The sequence below is a fragment of the Pseudomonas sp. SJZ080 genome (assembly GCF_007828295.1).
Lineage (GTDB): Bacteria > Pseudomonadota > Gammaproteobacteria > Pseudomonadales > Pseudomonadaceae > Aquipseudomonas > Aquipseudomonas migulae_A.
In genome coordinates, this window is sequence record NZ_VIUK01000011.1 from 1 (window position 1) to 22,524 (window position 22,524).

Here is a 22,524-nt window from a genome sequence, read left to right on the forward strand (position 1 = left end):
ACGTGCTTCAAGCACCGCGGACTCACAGCTTGCCATCCACCCCTCTCACCCCAGAGCTTATTCCTAGATCTAGACACAAGCGGGCTTGCTCGCGATGGCGGTTTATCAGCCACATCAATGTTGAATGTGGCGACCTCATCGCGAGCAAGCCCGCTCCCACAGAGATTGCACCTGACTTGACTCCCGCAGCCCGAGCCGCCAACGTCCTCACCATCGTCACCAGCCAAAGCGCCTGCCATGTCATTGCCCACATTGTTGTCCCAACACATTGTCCGTCGCCCGCAGCGCATCGCATTGCTGCAACACATCGCCGAACAGGGCTCGATCACCCGCGCCGCGAAAAGTGCGGGGCTGAGTTACAAAGCCGCGTGGGATGCCATCGACGAGTTGAACAACCTGGCGCAAAAACCGCTGGTGGAGCGCAGTGTCGGCGGCAAGGGCGGCGGGGGCGCGAAGCTGTCCAGCGAGGGCGAACGCGTACTGCGCCTGTATCAAAAACTGCAAACGCTGCAGGCTCAGGTGCTGGAAGCGGCCGAAGACGCCAGCGACCTGGACCTGCTCGGCCGCCTGATGCTCAGAACCAGCGCGCGCAATCAATTGCACGGCAAGGTCGTGGCGATTGAAGCTCAGGGGCGCAATGACCTGATTCGCCTTGAACTGGCCGAAGGCCTGGCCCTCGATGCACAGATCACCCACGACAGCACCTTGCGCCTGGATCTGGAGCCCGGCACCGAAGTCGTCGCCCTGATCAAGGCGGGCTGGCTCGAGCTGCTGGCCATCGAAGACACTGCAACACCCGGACACAATGACCTGACCGGCATCATCGAAGAAATCCTCGACGCCGAAGACGGACCCAGCGAAGTGCGCATCGGCCTGCCCAATGGCCAGACGTTGTGCGCACTGGCCGAGCCGCTGCACCTGAAAACCCTCGGCCTCGCCACCCATAAACCGGTACGGGTGCAATTTGCGCCATCAAACGTTTTGCTCGGTACACCGCTCTGAAACACAAGCGTCATTAACGCTCTTTAAGGTGACTGCAAAAACCCGCAGGGAGCCTGATGTGAGCCTATTAGAAGACAACCAAAACACCGACCTCGAAAACATGGTCGGCCTCAGCCGTCGTGGCTTCATCAGCGCGGGCGCCCTGTGCGGTGCAGCCATGTTCCTGGGCGGCAACCTGCTGAGCCGCAGCGTGCTCGCGGCCAGTGTCAGCGCAGGCACCAGCAAACTGCTGGGCTTTGACAGCATCCCCGCCGCTACCAGCGACGCCATTACCCTGCCGCCTGGCTACAAGTCTTCGGTGCTGATCAGCTGGGGCCAGCCGTTGCAAAAGAACGGTCCGGCGTTCGACCCTAGCGGTAACGGCAGCGCAGAACAGCAGGAAGTGCAGTTCGGTGACAACAATGACGGCATGAGCCTGTTCGAGTTTCCGGGTGAGAAAGACCGGGCGCTGATGGCGATCAACAACGAATACACTAACTACCGCTACCTCTACCCACACGGCGGCATGCCGCAATCGAAGGAAGAAGTGCGCAAGGCGCTGGCCTGCGAAGGTGTGTCGGTCATCGAAGTGCAGCGCAAGAACGGCCAATGGCAATTCGTTCAAGGTTCGCGCTACAACCGCCGCATTCACGGTAACGCGCCGATCAGCCTCAGCGGCCCTGCTGCCGGCCATGACCTGTTGAAAACCAGCGCCGACCCGCATGGCAAGAACGTGCTCGGCACCTTCCAGAACTGCGCCAACGGCAAGACGCCGTGGGGCACGTACCTGACGTGCGAAGAGAACTTCACCGACTGCTTCGGCAGCAGCAATGCCGAGCAGAAGTTCGACGCCGCGCAGAAACGCTACGGCGTAGTGGCCGCCAGCAAAGAGATCAACTGGCACCCGCATGACGAGCGTTTCGACCTGGCAAAAAACCCCAACGAACTCAACCGTCACGGCTGGGTGGTGGAAATCGACCCGTTCGATCCGCAGTCGACCCCCGTCAAGCGCACCGCACTGGGCCGCTTCAAACATGAAAACGCTGCCCTGGCCGAAACCCATGACGGCCACGCCGTGGTGTACATGGGCGACGATGAGCGCGGAGAGTTCATCTACAAGTTCGTCAGCCGCGACAAGATCAACCACAAAAACCCGAAAGCCAATCGTGACCTGCTGGACCACGGCACCTTGTACGTGGCGCGCTTCGATGCGGGCGACGGCAATGCCGATCACCCGAAAGGCAAGGGCCAGTGGATCGAACTGACCCACGGCAAAAACGGCATCGACGCCAATAGCGGTTTTGCCAATCAGGCCGAAGTGCTGATTCACGCGCGCCTCGCAGCTACCGTGGTGAAAGCCACGCGCATGGACCGTCCGGAGTGGATCGTTGTCAGCCCCAAGGATGGCCAGGTCTATTGCACGCTGACCAACAACGCCAAGCGCGGTGAAGACGGTCAACCGGTGGGCGGGCCCAATCCGCGCGAGAAGAACGTTTACGGGCAGATTCTGCGCTGGCGCACCGACCGTGATGATCACGGTTCGAAAAGCTTTGCCTGGGACCTGTTTGTGGTCGCTGGCAACCCTGGCGTCCACGCTGGCACGCCGAAAGGCGGTTCGTCGAACATCACGCCACAGAATATGTTCAACAGCCCGGATGGCCTGGGTTTCGACAAGGCTGGGCGCTTGTGGATCCTGACCGATGGCGACTCGAGCAACGCCGGTGATTTTGCCGACATGGGCAATAACCAGATGCTCTGCGCCGACCCGGTCACCGGGGAGATCCGCCGCTTCATGGTCGGGCCGATTGGCTGCGAGGTGACGGGGATCAGCTTCTCGCCGGATCAGAAGACGCTGTTTGTCGGGATTCAGCATCCGGGGGAAAACGGTGGGTCGACGTTCCCTGAGCATTTGCCGAATGGCAAGCCGCGGTCTTCGGTGATGGCGATTTCCCGTGAGGATGGCGGGATCGTCGGCGCCTGATTAGCCGCCTTCGCGAGCAAGCCCGCTCCCACACTGACCGACATTGCCCAGAAGAATGCGGTCAAATGTGAGAGCGGGCTTGCTCGCGAAAGCGTCAGCCCGAACAACACTCATCTCAACCTCAAACACTAAAGACAGCCCGTCTGCGCTACCATGCTTGGCCGGACGCGGCAGCCTGCTGCGCGCAGGAGTCAGCATGGCCCACCCGTTTGCAACCCTCACCCCAGACCTCGTGCTCGATGCCGTCGAAAGCATCGGCTTTCTCAGTGACGCGCGCATTCTGGCGCTCAACAGCTACGAGAACCGCGTCTATCAGGTCGGCATCGAAGACTCCGAGCCACTGATCGCCAAGTTCTACCGCCCGCAGCGCTGGACCAACGAAGCGATTCTCGAAGAGCACCAGTTCACCTTCGAACTCGCCGAGTGCGACGTGCCGGTGGTGGCGCCGATGATTCACAACGGTGCCAGCCTGCACGAACACAACGGTTTCCGTTTCACCCTGTTCCCCCGCCGTGGCGGGCGCGCTCCGGAGCCGGGCAATCTCGATCAGTTGTATCGCCTGGGCCAATTGCTCGGCCGCCTGCATGCCGTGGGCTCGACAAAACCCTTCGCTCACCGCGAGGCGCTGGGCGTGAAGAACTTCGGTCACGATTCGCTGACGACGCTGCTCGAAGGCAATTTCATCCCCAAGAGCCTGCTGCCGGCTTACGAGTCCGTGGCCCGCGACCTGCTCAAGCGTGTCGAAGAGGTCTACAACACCACGCCACACCAGAACATCCGCATGCACGGCGATTGCCACCCCGGCAACATGATGTGCCGCGACGAGATGTTCCACATCGTCGACCTCGACGATTGCCGCATGGGCCCGGCGGTGCAGGACATCTGGATGATGCTCGCCGGCGACCGTCAGGAATGCCTGGGTCAGTTGTCGGAACTGATGGACGGTTACAACGAATTTCACGACTTCGACCCGCGGGAACTGGCACTGATCGAACCGCTGCGCGCGTTGCGCCTGATGCACTACAGCGCGTGGCTGGCGCGTCGTTGGGATGATCCGGCGTTCCCGCACAGTTTTCCGTGGTTCGGGACCGAGCGGTATTGGGGTGATCAGGTGTTGGCGTTGCGCGAGCAATTGGCTGCGCTCAACGAAGAACCCCTCAAACTCTTCTGACCTCTGTAGGAGCCGGCTTGCTGGCGATAGCATCTCCTCGGCATTGCTGACAAACCGAGGCGCCTGCATCGCCAGCAAGCCGGCTTCTACAAAACTCCTGACACATCTATACAATCCCTCCTTTGTTAGCTGCCTAAGCAAGGATTCTGCATGCAAGCCGCCAACCCGCGTCGCGGGTACATTCTGGGCCTGAGTGCCTACATCATCTGGGGCCTGTTCCCGATCTACTTCAAAGCCATCGCCAACGTGCCCGCCGTGGAGATCATCATCCACCGCGTGCTCTGGTCCGCGCTGTTCGGTGCCTTGCTACTGATGGTGTGGAAGCATCCTGGCTGGTGGCGCGAGCTGCGTGACAACCCGAAACGACTGGCGATCCTCGCGCTGAGCGGCACGCTGATCGCGGCCAACTGGTTGACGTACGTCTGGTCGGTGAACAACGGGCGCATGCTCGAGGCCAGCCTCGGTTACTACATCAACCCGCTGGTGAACGTGCTGTTGGGGATGTTGATCCTCGGCGAACGGCTGCGGCGCATGCAGTGGATCGCGGTGGGGCTGGCCGCGATCGGCGTGGCGCAACAGGTATGGCAGGTCGGCAGTCTGCCGTGGGTGTCGCTGGTGCTGGCGCTGACGTTTGGCTTCTACGGTTTGATCCGCAAGCAGGCGCCGGTCAAAGCCCTGCCCGGCCTGGTGGTGGAAACCTGGATGCTGGTCCCGATTGCCTTGGCCTGGCTGCTATTCAATCAGACGGCCATGAGCGCTCAGCCCGAGTTCTGGACGACGACCGAAGCCTGGTGGCTGGTTGCCGCCGGGCCGGTAACCCTCGTGCCGCTGGTGTGTTTCAACGCCGCCGCACGGCATTTGCCCTACACCACGCTGGGATTCCTCCAGTACCTGGCACCGACATTGGTGCTGCTGCAGGCCGTGCTGCTGTTTGGCGAACATTTGTCGTCGAGCACACTGGTGGCGTTTATCTTTATCTGGGCCGGCCTGGCGGTTTACAGCGTCGATGCGTGGATAAGTTTGCGCCGACGCAGCTGATCAAAAATCGTACGAACCTCTGCAGGCCACATATTTCGTGGCCTGCATCGATCCTTCCCAAGGTTATCCACAGCGTGATCCCCGGCGTTTGTGCGCAACTTGTTGAAACTGATGGTTTTTTGATCAGATGTTGAAGAAGCCCGGCCGGCTTGGGCTGGCGGGCTGTCTCTACAGGTTATCCACAGGCAGGTGCACGTATAACTTGGATAACCCTGTCAGGGTTCGCTGCGCAGGACCAATTCCACCATCAAATCGTCCGCCAGGGTTTCCAGGCGCGACTGCAACACATCCAGTGAAAGCGTCAGCGGCACGGCGAGAATCGCTTCGGCGTGGAACAGCGGCTCGCTGCTCATCGGCGCCGGGCGCACTTCAGTCACCAGTCGTTCCAGGTTGACCCCCTGCTCACTCAACAGTCGCGTGATGTCGCGCACGATCCCCGGACGATCGTTGCCTACCAATTCCATGGCAATTGGTTTCCAGGTGCAAGATTGCTCGATGCCGCTTTCGGCAATCAACACGCGAATGCCATGGGTCGACAACGCCTGCAGGGCATCGACCAATTCGTCGTAGGCTTCGGCCGGCACGCCCACCCGAAGAATCCCGGCAAACTGCCCGGCCATGCGTGACATGCGGCTTTCAAGCCAGTTGCCGCCGTGCTCGGCAATGCACTGGGCGATGCGCTCGACCTGCCCAGGTTTGTCCGGTGCGAAAACAGTGAGTACGAGGTGGTCCATGGCGCAGCCCTCTTTTGTTATAGAAAGAGAAGTATAGGCAAGGGGCGATCCTGTGTTGATTCGTCTGGCGCCATCGCTGGCAAGCCAGCTCCAGGGTCTTGCGCAAACCTTGTAGGAGCTGGCTTGCCAGCGATCCGGAGCACCGCCAATCTGAAGCGGACAACAAATCGTGTACAACTTCTTATATTTAACTGGAACAATCTCATACTTTTTTGAGAACATCCCCATCCCCGACGTGACTGCAATGCGTCACGGGGTCGCAGAACGACGTAATTAGTCTAATTTTCACAACCGCAATTCATCATGTAGTATGCCGCAGCGCGCACTACATAACGTTGGATCGATGTCTGCCACAGGCGCGGTCGCAGCCCTGAAAGCCCTATCAGCAAGGCCTCAACGCCGTTGATCGGTTCCATCCCAGCCGCCCGAAATGGCATGTACTGGTGGAAGGGGTTTGTGGTTTAAATAGCCAGAGGCTTCATTGTTAATTTGAAGAGCTGAAAAGCGAAATAGCTGAGCAGAGTGAGGCAAGCAATGACTGAACACGTTCAAGTCGGTGGCCTGCAGGTCGCCAAAGTCCTGTTCGACTTCGTGAACAACGAAGCCATTCCCGGAACCGGCCTCACCGCCGATAAATTCTGGGCCGGTGCCGACAAGGTCATTCACGACCTGGCACCGAAGAACAAAGCCCTACTCGCCAAACGCGATGATTTCCAGGCTCGTATCGACGGCTGGCACCAAGCGCGTGCCGGTCAGGCGCACGACGCCGTGGCTTATAAAGCCTTCCTGCAAGACATCGGTTATCTGCTGCCAGAAGCGGCTGATTTCCAGGCAACGACGCAAAACGTCGATGACGAAATCGCCCGCATGGCCGGCCCGCAGCTCGTGGTGCCGGTGATGAACGCCCGCTTCGCGCTCAACGCCTCGAACGCCCGCTGGGGCTCGCTGTACGACGCGCTCTACGGCACCGACGCGATCAGCGAAGCTGACGGCGCGGAAAAAGGCAAAGGCTACAACAAGGTTCGCGGCGACAAGGTGATTGCCTTCGCCCGCGCCTTCCTCGACGAAGCCGCGCCATTGGCCGCCGGCTCCCACGTCGATTCCACCGGCTACAAGATCGTTGACGGCAAACTGGTGGTCGCCCTCAAAGGCGGCAGCAACAGCGGCTTGCGCAACGACGCTCAGTTGATCGGTTTCCACGGCGATGCAGCGGCCCCCACCGCAATCCTGCTGAAAAACAACGGCCTGCACTTCGAAATCCAGGTCGACGCCAGCACCCCGGTCGGCCAGACCGACGCTGCCGGCGTCAAAGACATTCTGATGGAGGCCGCGCTGACCACCATCATGGACTGCGAAGACTCCGTCGCTGCCGTCGATGCCGATGACAAAGTGGTGATCTACCGCAACTGGCTCGGCCTGATGAAGGGCGACCTGTCGGAAGAAGTCTCCAAGGGCGGTCAGACTTTTACCCGCACCATGAACGCCGACCGCACCTACACCGGCGTTGATGGCAAGGAATTCAGCCTGCACGGTCGTTCGTTGTTGTTCGTGCGCAACGTCGGTCACCTGATGACCATCGACGCGATCCTCGATAAAGACGGCAACGAAGTGCCGGAAGGCATTCTCGACGGTCTGGTGACGAGCCTTGCGGCGATCCACAGCCTCAACGGCAACAGTTCGCGCAAGAACAGCCGCACCGGTTCGGTCTACATCGTGAAGCCGAAAATGCACGGCCCGGATGAAGCCGCGTTCACCAACGAGCTGTTCGGTCGCATCGAAGATGCACTGGGCTTGCCGCGCAACACCTTGAAAGTCGGGATCATGGACGAGGAACGCCGCACCACGGTCAACCTCAAGGCGTGCATCAAGGCGGCCAGCGAGCGCGTGGTGTTCATCAACACCGGTTTCCTCGACCGCACGGGCGATGAAATCCACACCTCCATGGAAGCCGGCCCGATGGTGCGCAAGGCGGACATGAAGGCTGAGAAGTGGATCGGCGCTTATGAGAACTGGAACGTCGATATCGGTTTGAGCACCGGCCTGCAAGGTCGCGCGCAGATCGGTAAAGGCATGTGGGCCATGCCCGACCTGATGGCGGCGATGCTCGAACAGAAAATCGCTCACCCGCTGGCGGGTGCCAACACCGCGTGGGTTCCATCGCCAACGGCGGCTGCGCTGCATGCGCTGCATTACCACAAGGTCGATGTGTTCGCCCGCCAGGCCGAACTGGCCAAACGTGCGCGCGCCTCGGTGGATGACATCCTGACCATCCCGCTGGCGGTAAACCCGCAGTGGACCGCGGAACAGATCAAGAACGAACTGGACAACAACGCCCAGGGCATTCTCGGTTACGTGGTGCGCTGGATCGACCAGGGTGTTGGCTGCTCGAAAGTGCCGGACATCAACGACGTCGGCCTGATGGAAGACCGCGCCACGCTGCGGATTTCCAGCCAGCACATCGCCAACTGGCTGCGTCACGGTATCGTCACCGAAGAGCAAGTGATGGAAAGCCTCAAGCGCATGGCGCCGGTGGTTGACCGTCAGAACGCCAACGACGCGCTGTACCGCCCGCTGGCACCGGATTTCGACAGCAATATCGCCTTCCAGGCGGCGGTCGAACTGGTGGTTGAGGGCACCAAACAGCCAAACGGCTACACCGAGCCGGTGCTGCATCGTCGTCGTCGCGAGTTCAAGGCTGCAAATGGCCTGTAACTGAGCGGTGATGCCGGACATGAAAAAGCCCTGATCTTCCGATCAGGGCTTTTTTTTTAAAGCGAAGTCAAAAGATCGCAGCCTTCGGCAGCTCCTACAGATGTACGCAATCCCATGTAGGAGCTGCCGAAGGCTGCGATCTTTTGATCCTTTAACAATTCACACATCCATCCCCAACTCATGCTTGACCAGTTCCAGCAGTTTCGCGGTATCAATCGGCTTGAGCAGGAAATCCACCACGCTCAAATGCATTGCAGCAATCGCGTCCTTCACGTCGGCATCGCCTGAAACGATGATGATGGGCATGGCTGCGCGTACTGACTCTCGAACCTGACGGACCAACTCCAGACCATCGACATGGCCCATCCGCAGATCGGTGATCACCAGGCCGATCGAAGGTTTCTCGCTCAACATCTTGAGTGCGGTTTCACCGCTGGCCGCGGTCATGCAACGAATGCCATCCAGCCCCAGGATTTCCGACAGCAGCTCACGCGCATCTTTATCGTCATCGACGATCAGTACCCGTTGTGGCGGCAGGTCGGGCTCCAGCATGACGGCACTCAGCGCCTCGCGCTCGGCGTCACTCAAAATATCGTGGTCGGACATAGCGTTCTCTAAATAATCAATTTCATTCCCTAGCACAGTGCTGAGACATCGCTAAGCAGACCTTGAATGTGCACTTCGTCGGATTTATTTCCTATAGGGGAAAGGATAGATTCTTCCTACGATTGCGTAAGGAATTTCCGAAATTTCATCACCGGAAGGCCCGACCTAGACTTACGTCCAATGGGCACCCTGCGTTCCTGGGCCGACCATGGCTGAGTCATCCGACAACAACAATTCGAAAAAAGACTGCGGTAATGGTTATGAGTAAAGCGGACGCCTTCACACAGGCAGGGAAAACCGCGGTGTTGCAAAACATCCAGGGCACTTTGCAATTCCTTCAGCGCTTCCCGCCCTTCAATCAAATGGAACACGCTCACCTGGCGTACCTGGTGGAACAATGTCAGCTGCGTTTTTATGCGCCCGGCGAAAGCATCATCAAGCCCGCCGATGGCCCGGTTGAACATTTCTACATCGTCAAACAGGGCCGCGTCGTGGGTGAACGCCCCCACACGGCCAAGGGCGGCACCGAAACCACCTTCGAAATCGCCACCGGCGAGTGCTTTCCCCTCGCCGCGCTGCTGGGTGAGCGTGCGACGCGCACCGAACATCTGGCAGCCGAAGACACTTTTTGCCTACAACTGAACAAGCTGGCGTTCATCAAACTGTTCGCACTTTCCAACGCGTTTCGCGACTTTGCCCTACGCGGCGTCAGCAGTTTGCTGGATCAGGTCAACCAGCAAGTCCAGCAAAAAGCCGTGGAAACCCTCGGCACTCAGTATTCGCTGAACACGCGTCTTGGCGAATTGGCCATGCGCCATCCGGTGACATGCAGCCCGGCAACGCCTTTGCGCGAAGCCGTGACCCTGATGCACGAGCAGCAGGTCGGCAGCATTGTGGTGGTGGATGAACACAAAGCGCCGCTGGGGATTTTCACCCTGCGCGACCTGCGCCACGTGGTGGCCGAAGGTACCAACGACTTCAACGAAGCCATCGAATTGCACATGACCCGTGCGCCGTTTTTCCTGACGCCGGACCACAGTGCCTTCGATGCGGCGATTGCGATGACCGAGCGGCATATCGCCCACGTTTGCCTGGTCAAGGATCATCGCCTGTGCGGCGTGGTCTCGGAACGTGACCTGTTTTCCCTGCAACGGGTGGATCTGGTGCACCTGGCGCGCACCATCCGAAGCGCCCAGCGCGTGGAAAACCTAGTGGCGATGCGCGGCGAAATCGGCCAACTGGTCGAGCGCATGCTGGCCCACGGCGCGTCCTCGACCCAGATCACCCACATCATCACCCTGCTCAACGACCACACCGTATGCCGGGTGATCGAACTGACCCTCGCCGAGAAAGGCGACCCCGGTGTGCCCTTCAGCTGGTTGTGTTTCGGCAGCGAAGGCCGCCGTGAGCAAACGCTGCACACCGATCAGGACAACGGCATTCTGTTCGAAGCGCGGGACGCGGCGCACGCCGCCGAGATACGCGGCAAGTTGCTGCCCATCGCTCAACACATCAACCAGAGCCTGGCGCTGTGCGGTTTCACTCTGTGCAAGGGCAACATCATGGCTGGCAATCCCGAGCTGTGTTTGTCCCGGGCCGAATGGGCGCGGCGTTTTGCGGCGTTTATTCGTGAAGCGACGCCGGAAAACCTGCTGGGTTCGAGCATCTATTTCGACCTGCGCGTGGTCTGGGGCGACGAGCAAAGCTGCGAGCAGTTGCGTCGAGGGATTCTCGACCAGGTCGCCGACAACCGGCTGTTCCAGCGGATGATGGCCGAAAACGCCCTGCGCAACCGCCCGCCTGTAGGCCGTTTCCGCGAGTTCGTGCTGGCGCGCAAGAATGGCGAGAAAGCCACGCTGGACCTGAAAGTCCAGGGCTTGACGCCCTTTGTCGATGGCGCCCGATTGCTCGCACTGGCCCACGGCATCGAAGCCAACAATACGCTGGAGCGCTTTCGCCAACTGGTCGAAAAAGAGGTTATCGAACGGCTGGACGGTGCGGCGTACGAAGAGGCGTATCACTTCATCCAGCAAACCCGCATGCAGCAACATCAGCTACAGACCCGGGAGAATTTGCCCTACTCCAACCGGGTAGATCCCGACAGCCTCAATCATCTGGACCGACGCATCCTGCGCGAATCCCTGCGCCAGGCCCAACGCCTGCAAAGCAGCCTGACGCTGCGGTATCAGCTATGAGCCTGTTTTCGTGGTTGCGCCCGGCAGGTCCGATGCTGTCCGGCGACTTGCAGCAACGTCTGAAAGACTTGCCGGCGGCAGCCGAGCTGAGCGAATGCAGCCTGCGCGAACAGCGCTGGGTGGTACTGGACCTGGAAACCACCGGGTTGAATATGAACAAGGATCGGGTGCTGTCCATTGGCGCGGTGGTGATCGAGGACGGCGCTATAGACTTCAGCCAGCAGTTCGAACGCACCCTGCAGTGCACGGATATGAAAGTGGCGCCCAGCGTATTGATTCACGGCTTGGGGCCGAGTGCGATTGCTGCTGGCACTGATCCGGCGCAGGCCCTGCTCGAGTTCATGGAGTTTGTGGGTGACAGCCCGGTGCTGGCGTTTCATGCGCCGTTTGATCAGCACATGCTTGGGCGCGCGTTGAAGGATCATCTGGGTTACAAGCTGCAGCATACGTTTCTTGATGTGGCGGACATCGCGCCGATGCTGTGCCCGCAGGCGCATATCCGCGAGGCGGGGCTGGATGAATGGATCGACTGGTTCAAGCTCGAAGTGTTCGAGCGCCACAACGCCAGTGCCGATGCGCTGGCGACTGCGGAACTGGCGTTGATCCTGTTCAGCCGGGCGCGGCAGCAGCAGATTCATAGCCCGTTGAATTTGCAGCAGCGGGTGAATCAGTGGAAGCGCAGACAGCGCGTGCCTTCCTTCTAAATCTTTAGTGCCTGTTCTGACGCCTTCGCGGGCAAACCCTGTAGGAGCATGGCTTGCCCGCGAAGAACGATAACGCGGTCCACCTGCCCTCAATCCACCTGACCAGTGGCCAATTGCTTACCTCCCCCGCCTCTGCCACAATCGCGAATAATTCTCGTTAGTTAACACTTCCCAATCGGTGATACTGCGTGTCGTCAGTCCAAAGCCCCCACAATGAGCTCGTCGGTGCGTTGTATCGCGACCACCGCAGCTGGCTTTTGGCCTGGCTTCGACGCAATGTCGCCTGCCCGCAACGGGCCGAAGACCTCAGTCAGGACACCTTCGTGCGGTTGCTGGGCCGTGATCAACTGAATGAACCGCGCGAGCCGCGGGCGTTTCTGGTGGCGATCGCAAAGGGCTTGCTGTTCGACTATTTCCGGCGTGCCGCGCTGGAACAGGCTTACCTCACCGAGCTGATGCTGATCCCCGAAGGCGAGCAACCGTCGGTGGAGGAACAGCAACTGATCCTCGAAGACCTGAAAAACATCGATCGCCTGCTCGGCACACTCTCCAGCAAAGCCCGGGCAGCGTTTCTCTACAACCGTCTCGACGGCCTCGGCCACATGGAAATCGCCCAGCGCCTGGGGGTTTCAGTGCCGCGAGTGCGTCAATACCTGGCTCAGGGTATTCGTCAGTGCTACATCGCGCTGTACGGTGAGCCGGTATGAGCGCGGTCAGTTCCAAACCGGTCTCGGCGCAGGTGCTGGATGCGGCGATTGCCTGGCAATTGTCGCTGGACTCCGGCAACCCGGTGGAGCGCGAAGAGTTCGCCAAATGGCACGCCGCCCACGAAGAACACGCCCGCGCCTGGCGTCAGTTGGGCATGCTCGACCAGCGTTTCAGCGTGGCCAGCGGCCCCGCCCGCACCGCGTTGCTGCAATCGCGTGAAAGCATTCGCCGACGTGTGCGCAAGCTGGGCAGCGGCGTGGCAAGCATCGTGGCGGTGATCGGTTTGGCACTGTTCGCCGGTGAACGTTATTTGCCGGTCGACTATTGGCTGGCCGATCAGCGCACCGCCACTGGCGAGCAACGCACCTTGCGCCTGAGCGACGGCACCGTGATCAACCTCAACACCCACAGTGCCGTGGACGTGCGCTTTGATGAGAAGCAGCGCCGGGTAATTCTTCAGGACGGGGAAATCCTCGTCGAAACCGGCCACGGCGATGCCCGGCCGTTTATCGTCGAAACCCGTGAAGGCAGCATGCGCGCACTCGGCACGCGGTTCCTGGTCAAGCGCGAAGAAGAAGGCACGCGCCTGAGCGTGCTGCAGTCCGCCGTGGCAGCCCATCCAGAGTCGAGCGTTGAAGAACGGATTCTGCGCGAAGGCCAGCAAGTGTTGATGCGCAACAATGGCCTGGGCCCGATCATCGCGCTCAACCTCGGTGCCGATGCCTGGACCCGCGGCATGCTGGTGGTGGATAACGCACGCCTGGAGGATCTGGTCCATGAACTCGGGCGCTATCGCCGCGGGCATCTGGGTGTTGCGCCAGAGGTTGCCGACCTGCGGATCACCGGCAGTTTCCCGTTGCACGATACCGATCTGGCGTTGAGCGCCCTGTTGCCTACCTTACCGGTGCAGATCGAGCAGCACACGCAATGGTGGGTGACGGTGGCGAAGGCGGATGCCAAGCCCTGAGCACGATGTCGTCTGAACGGGCACCTTCGCGGGCAAGCCTCACCACAATTGCTGAATCGAAATTATTTTCATCCAGCCCTATCACTTTTGGTTTTTCGTTCGGCACCTAGGCAATTGAGAAGTATTCCCTTTCAGGAGCCGCCGTATGTCCCGTTCGCTAGACACCTTGTTGCGCCCCAGTTTGCTGGCGGTCGCCATTGCCTTTTGCACCCCTCTGGCCAGCAGCCAACTGATCGCAGCTGAACAGGCGTCCAGCGTTCGCGCCTACAACCTGCCGGCCGCGCCATTGGCCAGCACGTTGAACCAGATCGCCAGCCAGTCCGGCCTCGCGTTGTCGCTGAATCCGGCGTTGGCGGCGGGCAAGACGTCGGCACCGGTCAATGGCCAATATGATGCCGCGGGTGCCTTGCGCGCCGCGCTGCTCGGCACCGGTCTGCAACTGGAACAGAGCAGCACTGGCACCTACAGCCTGGTCGCCGCGCCTGAGGGCGTGATGGCGTTGCCGGAAACCAGCGTGATTGGCGTAGAAAACACCGAAAGCGCTTGGGGCCCGGTTGACGGTTACCTGGCCAAGCGTACCGCCGCCGGCACCAAGACCGACACCGCGCTGGTTGAGGCGCCGCGTTCGATTTCGATCGCCACCCGCGAACAAATGGACGACCGCAGTGTGCACAGCCTCGATGACGCTGTGCGTTACATGCCGGGCATCACCGCCAGCAGTTTCGGCAGCGACACCCGCGCCGACTGGCTGCGGGTACGCGGCTTTGAACCGACCCAGTTCCTCGACGGCTTGCCGCTGCCCAAAGGCGTGTACGCCAACCCGAAACCGGAAACCTGGAACCTCGACCGCCTCGCGCTGCTGCGCGGACCGGCTTCATCCGTGTACGGCCAGACCCCGCCAGGCGGTTTGCTGGACATGGTCAGCCGTCGTCCCAGCGCCGAGTCGAGCAATGAAATCCAGGTGCAATACGGCAGTGACAATCATCGTCAGATCAACTTCGCCAGCACCGGCAAAATCGACGACGAAGGCCAGTTCCTCTATGGCGTCAGCGGCGTGGTTCGCGACAGCGGCACGCAGATCGACCACATCGACAACAAGCGCTACAACATCGCGCCGAGCCTGACCTGGAACATCGACGACGACACCAAATTCACCCTGCTCACGCAATTCACCCGTGACGATACCGGCATCACCAGCCAGTTCCACTCGATCCAGGGCACCAAAATCGACATGCCGTTCGGCGATATTTCCCACCACAAGAACCTGGGAGATCCGAACTACGAGTACTACGACCGCACTTACTACGCGCTGGGCTACGCCTTCGAACATCGCCTGAACGATGTCTGGCAGTTCCGTCAGAACCTGCGCTACACCAAGTCCGACCTGTCGTTCCAGGCCATTACCGTCAACGCCTACAACCCGGCGTTTGCCGCGTTCGGTTTTGTCGTCGACGATCAGGGCAACACAGGGCGCGGCACGACAAATGTCGAGGAAGACATCAGCCAGTTCGCGGTGGACAACAACTTCCAGGGCGATTTTTCCACCGGTGATGTCCGTCACACCTTGCTGATCGGGCTGGACCACCAGCGCAACAACACCAACTACCTGTCGATCTTCGGGACCGCGCCGGGCATCAACGTCAACACCCCGCAATATGGTTTGCCGATCACTCGCCCGGCACGGTCCGATGCCTTCTATGACCAGGATCAGAAGACCCATCAGACCGGTTTGTACGTCCAGGACCAGATGGCCCTCGACCAATGGCGCCTGACGCTGGGCGGCCGTGAGGACTGGGTACACACCGGCACCAAGTTCTTCAAGGAAGATGCCACCAACACCGAGCGCGACAAGAAATTCAGCGGTAACGCGGCGATCAGCTATGTATTCGACAACGGCATCGTGCCTTACCTGTCTTACGCCGAGTCGTTCCAGCCCACCAGCAATGCCACCGCATCGTCCACTCAATCATTCAAGCCGACCGAAGGCCAGCAGTGGGAACTGGGCATCAAGTACCAGCCGCCGGGCAGTAACACGTTGCTGAGCGCTGCGGTGTACGACCTGACCCAGAAAAACGTCTCCGTCACCACCACCGTCGGCAACGTGCCGATCACCAGCCAGACCGGTGAAGTGAAAGTCAAAGGCCTGGAGTTGGAAGCGGTCTCCGACGTCACCGACAACCTGAAAATCATCGCCGCCTACACCCTGGCGAAGTCCGAAGTGCAAAAAGGCGACTTCAAAGGCAACCGTCTGCAACTGATGCCCAACCAGCAGGCTTCGCTGTGGACCGATTACACCTGGCACAACGGCGTGCTGGATGGCTTCGGCATTGGTGCCGGCGCGCGTTACACCGGCAATACCTACGGCGACCAGGGCAACACCACGCTGGGCAAGGCGGATGCCTATACCGTGTTCGACGCGGCGGTTCATTACGACCTGGGTCGCCTGGACAACAGCTTGAAAGGTGCCTCGCTGGCCGTGAACGCGACCAACCTGCTCAACAAGGATTACATCTCCACCTGTGACGGCTTTTACTGCTATTACGGCGACCTGCGCAGTGTCGTCGCCAGTGCCACGTACAAGTGGTAAACGCTTGATTGGATACGCGCTGTAACCAGGCCGTCCTTCGTGGACGGCTTTGGTATTTCTGAAGGCTGAGAAATGAAAAGCAAAACAATTCGTCGCTGGTCCTTCGTCCACACCTGGACCAGCCTGATCTGCACGGTCTTCCTGCTGATGCTGGCGCTGACCGGCTTGCCCCTGATCTTCCATCACGAGATCGACCACCTGCTGGGCGATGCCGCCGAGTTGAAAGCAATGCCGGCCGACACCCCGAAGCTGAATTTGCAGCAGTTGGTGCAGGCCGCGGAAAAACATCGTCCCGGTGAAGTCATGCAGTATTTCGGCTTCGACGAAGACGAACCCGACGCCGCGATCACGATCATGGCCGCCACCGCCGGTACCGAGCCGAATTCGTCCCACACCTTCATGCTCGACGCCCGCACCGGCGAAGCGCGGGAGATGCCGTCGGCCAACGGCGGCTTCATGATGGTCATGCTGCGTTTGCACGTGGACATGTTTGCCGGCCTGCCGGGCAAGCTGTTGCTGGCGTTCATGGGACTGATGTTTGTCGTGGCCATTATTTCCGGATCGGTGCTGTACCTGCCGTTCATGCGCCGCTTGAAATTCGCCACCGTGCGCCAGGACAAATCCACTCGCCTGCGCTGGCTCGACCTGCACAACCTGATCGGTGTGGTCACCCTGACCTGGGCGCTGGTAGTTGGCGTGACCGGCGTCATCAGTGCTTGCGCCGACCTGCTGATCGCCGCGTGGCGCAACGACAGCCTGAGTGCGATGGTCGCGCCGTACCGCGACGCCCCCGCCCTGACACAACTGGCGCCGGCCACTCGCTTGCTCGACATCGCCAAGGAAGTCGCGCCCGGCATGCAGCCGGACTTTATTGCCTTCCCCGGCACGCGGTTTTCCAGCGAACACCATTACGCGGTGTTCATGAAGGGCAGCACGCACCTGACATCGCACTTGCTGACACCGGTGCTGATCGACGCCAGTACATTGCAAGTCACCGCCGTGGCTGAACGGCCTTGGTACATGGACGCCATGGGCATGTCGCAGCCGCTGCACTTCGGCGATTACGGCGGCATGCCGATGAAAATCCTCTGGGCGACGCTGGATGTACTGACCATCATCGTGCTCGGCAGCGGGGTTTACCTGTGGATGGTACGGCGCAAGGCGGCAAAACCCGTACTGGAGAAAGCGGAGAGCGTGGCATGACACCCCGACAGTCAAACTTCTGGAAGGTCTTCGCAACGCCCGTCGTCATCGCCTTGCTCAGCGCGGCGGGGTTGTTTGCCGCGTTGCTGGGGGATGGCGTTTGGGATGCCCTGAGCTGGCTGGGCCTGGGTGTTCCCGCAATCCTCGCCCTGCGCGGCCTGCTGCAACGCCGCTGACAACACCCAACCTGTAGGAGCCGGCTTGCTGGCGATGGCATCACCCCGGTGCATCTGAAAAACCGAGTCGATGCCATCGCCAGCAAGCCGGCTCCTACAAGTTGCGTGATCCACGCGCTATGCTCCCGACACTGTCCACCGACCGAGACACTGCCATGTCCGCCCCGAGCATGACCCTCTACCACAATCCGCTGTCACCTTTCGTTCGCAAAGTCATGGTGCTGCTGCACGAAACCGGTCAGCAAGACCGCGTCGCCCTGCAAAACTGTGTGCTGACCCCGGTCGCCCCGGACCTGCCGCTTACCCATGACAACCCGCTGAGCAAAATCCCGGCCCTGCGCCTGGCGGACGGCAACGTCATTCACGACAGCCGGGTGATCCTCGATTACCTCGACCACCAGCACGTCGGCAACCCGCTGATCCCCCGTGAAGGCTCGGCCCGCTGGCGGCGCCTGACCCTGGCCTCCCTGGCCGACGGGATCATGGACGCTGCGGTGTTGGTTCGTTATGAAGTCGCCCTGCGCGCCCCGGAAAAACACTGGGACGAATGGCTCGATGGCCAGCGCGACAAGATTCGCCGCGCCTTGGCACTGCTGGAAAAAGACGCGATTGCCGAGCTGACCAGCCATTTCGATGTCGCGGCGATCAGCGTGGCGTGTGCGCTGGGTTACCTCGACCTGCGCCATCCGGATCTGGAATGGCGCGAGTCGAATCCGCAATTGGCCGCGTGGTATTTCGAGGTGAGTCAGCGGCCTTCGATGGTGGTGACGATGCCTAAGGTCTAGATTTGCACTGACTGGACCGGCCTCTTCGCGAGCAAGTCGAATCGTCGTACCGCCGCTCCCACATGTTGATCTGTGGTGAACATACATTTTGTGTTCACTAGAGAGCCCTTGTGGGAGCGGGCTTGCTCGCGAATGCACCACACCGGATCTACCGGAAACAAGCCACATACCAGCGTCGCCAACACTTCCCCCACCCGCTGATCCTCACGCAACCCCAACGACCGGCTCATTCCACCACCCCGATATCAAATTCCAGCGGCTTGGCTGCTTTCTGCCCGATCCCGTACCAATCCAGTTTGCGGGTCAGCACCATGAACACGCCCAGCAAGCCGAACAGCAGCAACGAGCCCATCAGCAACGCGTAATCCTCGGCACTCAACAAGCCATAGAGCAGACCATACAACGCCGCCAATCCCGCCGAAAAACTCAAGCCATGGCGCACGCTGCGCAGCACGTGGCAGACATAAAAGCCGATCAACAACACACATCCGCTCGCCGACAATAGATACGCCAGTGCAAAGCCGATGTGTTCGGACAATGACAGCAACAACAGGTAGAAGAACGCCAGCGCCACGCCGACCAACGCATATTGCACCGGGTGCACCGCCAGGCTTTTCAGGACTTCGAAGAGGAAGAAACCGGCGAAAGTCAGAACGATGAACAGCAGTGCATATTTGATGGCCCGATCGCTTTTCAAATACTGATCCACCGGATCGATGAAGCTCACACCAAAGCTGCGGCCGTTGAACGCGTCACAGTCGTTGCCGGCTACGCAACTGCTCAGGGCTTCTTGCAGGTTGGTGGAGAAGAACGTTGTCTGCCAGTTGGCCGTGAAGCCCTGATCAGAGACTTCGCGCTGGGCCGGCAGATAGTTGCCGATGAAGCTCGGATGCGGCCAGTTGGCGGCCAGCGAGACTTTGCTGGTCTTGCCCACCGGGAGAATTTGCAGTTGACCGGTGCCTTGCAAACGCAGGTCGAAACCGAAGGCCAGCTCCGTGGCTTGCCTGGTGTTCAGCGCCGGCAACGTCACATGCACGCCCTCACCCAGCCAGCCCACCTGGCTGCCCGGTACGAAATCCAGGCGCAGGTCATTGAGCTCCAGTTTCAGCGCATTCTCGATGCCACGAATGTCGCTGATCCCGACCGCGAGGAACGGCTGATCGAACTGGTAGTCGGCGAAGTCTTCCTTGATGCCCAGTTGTGCCGGAACCGAAAAGTGCCCGCTGATGCGGTTGTCGGCGTGAAACAGCCGCGCCTCGTAAATGCCCCGGGAACGCAGTTCGGTCTGCACCTGCCCGTCGAGCTCGAAACGCTCCGGCAGGAAATACAAACGACCGCGTTCTTCGCCGACTTCCTGGTAACGCTCGTTGGTTTTCTCGTTGAGCTTCCAGGTGCGCACCACTTTGCGATACGGCACCACCATCAACGGTCCGCTCAGACGCTGGCTGTAGCTGGAACTGCGCGCGATGTCTTCGAGCACGCCGTCACGCAGTTGCTGACGGTCCTGGATCACGCCGTTGATCATCAGCAACGGGATCAGCAACAACAGAATCAGCAGGGCAATGGCCCCGAGTTTTATGGTCAGATTTCGGTTCATGGGACTCTCCCTGTTTGGATGGGGAGAGTCTGGTAGCGGTGTGTGGAGGGTTTGTGGGGGGAATATGGAGTTTATGTGGAGACTGGGCCGGCCTCTTCGCGAGCAAGCCCGCTCCCACATTTAATCTCGGCCGTACACAAAATCCATATTCGCTGAAGATCGAATGTGGGAGCGGCGGTGCGACGATTCGACTTGCTCGCGAAGAGGCCGCGACTCGGTCCTAAGTCAGGCGCAAAGTCACTTCAACCCCACCCTCGACATTGCCGACGTGCAACGTCCCACCATGCAACTTCACCACTTCCTCAACAAAGTTAAGCCCCAACCCGGTGCTCTTGCGCCCGCTGTCCGGACGCGGCAAGGAATAGAAGCGCTCACTCAATCGCGGCAATGCGTAGTCGGGAATGGCCTCGGCCTGGTTGAACAGTGTGAATTCAATCTGCTCCCCAACCGGCTTCGCGCTGAATCGCAGCACGCCATTCGCCGGCGTGAAATCCAGCGCATTGTCCAGCAGGTTGCCCAGCGCCTGACGCAACAGAAACGGCTCGCCAGTGATCGTCAGATCCGCTGGAATCGCCTGATCCACGCGCAGCTGTTTGCCTTCGATGCGCGCAGCCTGCGCATTCAGCAACTCATCGACCAGACTCGCCAACGGCACGGCCACTCGCTCTTCCAGCCCTTGGCGCTGCTCAACCTGAGCCAGGTTCAGCAGACGCTCGATCAACTGCTGCATCCGCACGCTTTCGCTGTCGATGTTGCTGACGAAACGCTGCCGTTGAGCCAACGGCATCTCACCCTGTAGCAACTCCGCCGCGCCGCGAATCGCCGCCAGCGGGCTTTTCAGTTCATGGGTCAGCGTGTGCACGTAGCGCTCGACGTAGGCTTTGCCTTCGAGCTGCGTGCGCATCTGCTCCACAGCGGTCGCCAGTTGCTCCATTTCGCCGCCGCGATAATGCGGAACCTCGACCCGCCGGCCTTCACTCACGGCTTTCGCATAAGCGGTCAAGCGCCGCAGCGCTGCGCTCAGCCACCACGAGAGCAGCGCGCCGAACAGCAGACCGAGGCCGATCAGCCCGGCGCCATAGGCGAGCAATCGACGCTCGGTGCGATCGACGTAAGGCTGCAACGAGCTGTTGAGTTTGGCGACGGTGACCACGCCGATGATCCGGCCGTTATCGCGGATCGGCGCGCCAACGTGCATCACCGAAGAGCTGGCATCGTTCGGATCGCTGCGACTGGAGCGGGCGCCGTATTCGCCGCGCAGGGTCAGCAGAACGTCGTTCCAGCGCGAGTAATCCTGGCCCACCGCCACGCCGCTGGAATCCAGGACCACAATGCCCTTGGCGTCAGTAACGTAGATACGGTGGTTGACCTGATTCTTCGGCAGCCCCCAGATATTGGCTTTTGGCTGCCGCTCGCCATAGGCCCTGAGCAATTCCGGCCAGCGGTTCTGGTTAAGCGTGCCGGCCTTGAAGTCGTCGCGCAGGATTTCGGCCATCAGGTTGGCGGTGTCGACCAGGGTTTCTTCTGTGGACTGACGCACGCCGGGGCGGATTTCTTCCATCACGGTGCTGAGCACGAAGTAACCCGTCAGGCCGATGAACAGCACATAGACCAGGAAAATCCGGATCCCCAATGGCATCAGCTGTGTCCCGGGCTGTAACTGTAGCCGAGGCCGCGATGGGTCTGGATCGGCTCGGCGTCGGCCTTCACCTGGCGCAATTTGGCGCGCACGCTCTTGATGTGGCTATCGATGCTGCGCTCGTACCCGGCATCGGCGGCGACGCCCAGCGCATCGAGCAGTTGCTCGCGGCTGAAGACACGTTCAGGTTGTTCGAGCAGGCATTGCAGCAGACGGAATTCGTGGCGCGTCAGGGTCAGCAACTGGCCGCGATAGTTGATCTGCACTCGCTCGCTGTCGATGCGAAAGAGTGTCGATGCAACCTCGACCACCGCACGCGGCGCCATGCGTTTGAGGATGGCCCGCACGCGCGCTGCCACTTCCCGTGGGCTGAACGGCTTGACCACGTAATCGTCGGCGCCGATTTCCAGACCCACGACGCGATCGATTTCCGCATCACGGGCACTGAGAAAAATCACCGGCACGTCACTGAAACGCCGCAGTTGCTTGCAGGTTTCGAAGCCACTGATATCGGGCAGACCGATGTCGAGAATGATCAGATCCGCTGGCGTCTGCCGCTGAAGCTCCAGCGCGGCGGCGCCGAGGCTCAGCCACGTCGTGGTGAACCCTTCGCCCTGCAAGGCGAAAATCAGGGTGTCGGCAATCGCCGCTTCGTCTTCGACAATCAGGATATGAGGCATGGCGTCCGAGCCCGGCAGTTGGGTGGGCGAACGGTGCCCCAAGCCTCACCTCACGTCAAT

At 60.4% G+C, this 22,524-nt stretch carries 18 protein-coding genes; 13 read left to right on the forward strand and 5 right to left on the reverse strand.

What is annotated here, in order from left to right:
- Positions 1-237: 237 nt before the first annotated feature.
- The 4 genes from FBY04_RS15765 to rarD all read left to right on the forward strand — a co-directional run bounded on the left by FBY04_RS15765 (position 238) and on the right by rarD (position 5,171).
- Positions 238-1,002, forward strand: a complete 765-nt coding sequence (locus tag FBY04_RS15765) for a TOBE domain-containing protein (RefSeq protein WP_084318425.1) — start codon at positions 238-240, stop codon at positions 1,000-1,002.
- Between the two features lie 58 nt (positions 1,003-1,060).
- Positions 1,061-2,962, forward strand: a complete 1,902-nt coding sequence (locus tag FBY04_RS15770; RefSeq protein ID WP_145315762.1) for a PhoX family phosphatase — start codon at positions 1,061-1,063, stop codon at positions 2,960-2,962.
- 196 nt (positions 2,963-3,158) lie between these two features.
- Positions 3,159-4,133 carry a serine/threonine protein kinase gene (locus tag FBY04_RS15775; protein ID WP_145315763.1) on the forward strand — a complete coding sequence of 325 codons (975 nt, stop codon included), beginning with the start codon at positions 3,159-3,161 and terminating at the stop codon, positions 4,131-4,133.
- 150 nt (positions 4,134-4,283) lie between these two features.
- Complete coding sequence (gene rarD, locus FBY04_RS15780; protein WP_084318429.1) at positions 4,284-5,171, forward strand: EamA family transporter RarD; 888 nt, start codon at positions 4,284-4,286, stop codon at positions 5,169-5,171.
- Positions 5,172-5,386: 215 nt separating this feature from the next.
- Here rarD and FBY04_RS15785 read toward each other — a convergent pair whose 3' ends face one another.
- Positions 5,387-5,905 (reverse strand): glycine cleavage system protein R, encoded by a 519-nt coding sequence (locus FBY04_RS15785; protein WP_046045336.1) that lies wholly within the window; start codon positions 5,903-5,905, stop codon positions 5,387-5,389.
- A gap of 534 nt (positions 5,906-6,439) precedes the next feature.
- Here FBY04_RS15785 and FBY04_RS15790 point away from each other — a divergent pair.
- A complete protein-coding gene (locus FBY04_RS15790; RefSeq protein WP_084318430.1) occupies positions 6,440-8,617 on the forward strand; it encodes a malate synthase G in 2,178 nt (725 codons plus the stop codon).
- Between the two features lie 159 nt (positions 8,618-8,776).
- On the opposite strand, the gene FBY04_RS15795 is transcribed toward FBY04_RS15790, so the two are convergent.
- Positions 8,777-9,223: a response regulator gene (locus FBY04_RS15795; protein ID WP_084318431.1), complete on the reverse strand. Its 447-nt coding sequence runs from the start codon at positions 9,221-9,223 to the stop codon at positions 8,777-8,779.
- 254 nt (positions 9,224-9,477) lie between these two features.
- Between FBY04_RS15795 and FBY04_RS15800 the strand changes: the two genes are divergently transcribed.
- The 8 genes from FBY04_RS15800 (at position 9,478) to FBY04_RS15835 (ending at position 18,548) form a co-directional block, all read left to right on the forward strand.
- A complete protein-coding gene (locus tag FBY04_RS15800) occupies positions 9,478-11,418 on the forward strand; it encodes a putative nucleotidyltransferase substrate binding domain-containing protein (protein ID WP_145315764.1) in 1,941 nt (646 codons plus the stop codon).
- Positions 11,415-12,122, forward strand: a complete 708-nt coding sequence (locus tag FBY04_RS15805; RefSeq protein ID WP_145315765.1) for a PolC-type DNA polymerase III — start codon at positions 11,415-11,417, stop codon at positions 12,120-12,122. Before FBY04_RS15800 ends, FBY04_RS15805 begins: the two co-directional genes overlap by 4 nt.
- A 188-nt stretch (positions 12,123-12,310) precedes the next feature.
- On the forward strand, positions 12,311-12,829 hold the full coding sequence (locus tag FBY04_RS15810; RefSeq protein WP_084318434.1) for an RNA polymerase sigma factor: 519 nt from the start codon (positions 12,311-12,313) through the stop codon (positions 12,827-12,829).
- Positions 12,826-13,797 carry a FecR domain-containing protein gene (locus tag FBY04_RS15815; protein WP_084318435.1) on the forward strand — a complete coding sequence of 324 codons (972 nt, stop codon included), beginning with the start codon at positions 12,826-12,828 and terminating at the stop codon, positions 13,795-13,797. Before FBY04_RS15810 ends, FBY04_RS15815 begins: the two co-directional genes overlap by 4 nt.
- A 145-nt stretch (positions 13,798-13,942) precedes the next feature.
- On the forward strand, positions 13,943-16,384 hold the full coding sequence (locus FBY04_RS15820; RefSeq protein WP_145315766.1) for a TonB-dependent siderophore receptor: 2,442 nt from the start codon (positions 13,943-13,945) through the stop codon (positions 16,382-16,384).
- A gap of 72 nt (positions 16,385-16,456) precedes the next feature.
- Positions 16,457-17,587, forward strand: coding sequence for a PepSY domain-containing protein (locus FBY04_RS15825; protein ID WP_145315767.1), 1,131 nt, complete (start codon positions 16,457-16,459; stop codon positions 17,585-17,587).
- Positions 17,584-17,763 carry a hypothetical protein gene (locus tag FBY04_RS15830; RefSeq protein ID WP_084318438.1) on the forward strand — a complete coding sequence of 60 codons (180 nt, stop codon included), beginning with the start codon at positions 17,584-17,586 and terminating at the stop codon, positions 17,761-17,763. The genes FBY04_RS15825 and FBY04_RS15830 overlap by 4 nt, the downstream gene beginning before the upstream one ends.
- Before the next feature lie 155 nt (positions 17,764-17,918).
- On the forward strand, positions 17,919-18,548 hold the full coding sequence (locus tag FBY04_RS15835; protein WP_084318439.1) for a glutathione S-transferase family protein: 630 nt from the start codon (positions 17,919-17,921) through the stop codon (positions 18,546-18,548).
- Between the two features lie 226 nt (positions 18,549-18,774).
- Here the strand turns inward: FBY04_RS15835 and creD are convergent, their stop codons facing one another.
- From creD to creB, 3 genes are all read right to left on the reverse strand, one after another.
- The gene (gene creD, locus FBY04_RS15845; protein WP_145315769.1) at positions 18,775-20,145 is read right to left on the reverse strand and encodes a cell envelope integrity protein CreD; all 1,371 of its coding nucleotides are present in this window, start codon (positions 20,143-20,145) and stop codon (positions 18,775-18,777) included.
- 220 nt (positions 20,146-20,365) lie between these two features.
- On the reverse strand, positions 20,366-21,784 hold the full coding sequence (gene creC, locus FBY04_RS15850; protein WP_145315770.1) for a two-component system sensor histidine kinase CreC: 1,419 nt from the start codon (positions 21,782-21,784) through the stop codon (positions 20,366-20,368).
- Positions 21,784-22,464: a two-component system response regulator CreB gene (creB, locus tag FBY04_RS15855; protein WP_145315771.1), complete on the reverse strand. Its 681-nt coding sequence runs from the start codon at positions 22,462-22,464 to the stop codon at positions 21,784-21,786. Before creB ends, creC begins: the two co-directional genes overlap by 1 nt.
- Positions 22,465-22,524: the final 60 nt, after the last annotated feature.

Coding starts and splice junctions, on each gene's coding strand:
- FBY04_RS15765 (WP_084318425.1), top strand. CDS start 238: ATGTCATTGCCCACATTGTTGTCCCAACACATTGTCCGTCGCCCGCAG.
- FBY04_RS15775 (WP_145315763.1), top strand. CDS start 3,159: ATGGCCCACCCGTTTGCAACCCTCACCCCAGACCTCGTGCTCGATGCC.
- rarD (WP_084318429.1), top strand. CDS start 4,284: ATGCAAGCCGCCAACCCGCGTCGCGGGTACATTCTGGGCCTGAGTGCC.
- FBY04_RS15785 (WP_046045336.1), bottom strand. CDS start 5,905: ATGGACCACCTCGTACTCACTGTTTTCGCACCGGACAAACCTGGGCAG.
- FBY04_RS15790 (WP_084318430.1), top strand. CDS start 6,440: ATGACTGAACACGTTCAAGTCGGTGGCCTGCAGGTCGCCAAAGTCCTG.
- FBY04_RS15795 (WP_084318431.1), bottom strand. CDS start 9,223: ATGTCCGACCACGATATTTTGAGTGACGCCGAGCGCGAGGCGCTGAGT.
- FBY04_RS15800 (WP_145315764.1), top strand. CDS start 9,478: ATGGTTATGAGTAAAGCGGACGCCTTCACACAGGCAGGGAAAACCGCG.
- FBY04_RS15805 (WP_145315765.1), top strand. CDS start 11,415: ATGAGCCTGTTTTCGTGGTTGCGCCCGGCAGGTCCGATGCTGTCCGGC.
- FBY04_RS15815 (WP_084318435.1), top strand. CDS start 12,826: ATGAGCGCGGTCAGTTCCAAACCGGTCTCGGCGCAGGTGCTGGATGCG.
- FBY04_RS15820 (WP_145315766.1), top strand. CDS start 13,943: ATGTCCCGTTCGCTAGACACCTTGTTGCGCCCCAGTTTGCTGGCGGTC.
- FBY04_RS15825 (WP_145315767.1), top strand. CDS start 16,457: ATGAAAAGCAAAACAATTCGTCGCTGGTCCTTCGTCCACACCTGGACC.
- FBY04_RS15830 (WP_084318438.1), top strand. CDS start 17,584: ATGACACCCCGACAGTCAAACTTCTGGAAGGTCTTCGCAACGCCCGTC.
- FBY04_RS15835 (WP_084318439.1), top strand. CDS start 17,919: ATGTCCGCCCCGAGCATGACCCTCTACCACAATCCGCTGTCACCTTTC.
- creD (WP_145315769.1), bottom strand. CDS start 20,145: ATGAACCGAAATCTGACCATAAAACTCGGGGCCATTGCCCTGCTGATT.
- creC (WP_145315770.1), bottom strand. CDS start 21,784: ATGCCATTGGGGATCCGGATTTTCCTGGTCTATGTGCTGTTCATCGGC.
- creB (WP_145315771.1), bottom strand. CDS start 22,464: ATGCCTCATATCCTGATTGTCGAAGACGAAGCGGCGATTGCCGACACC.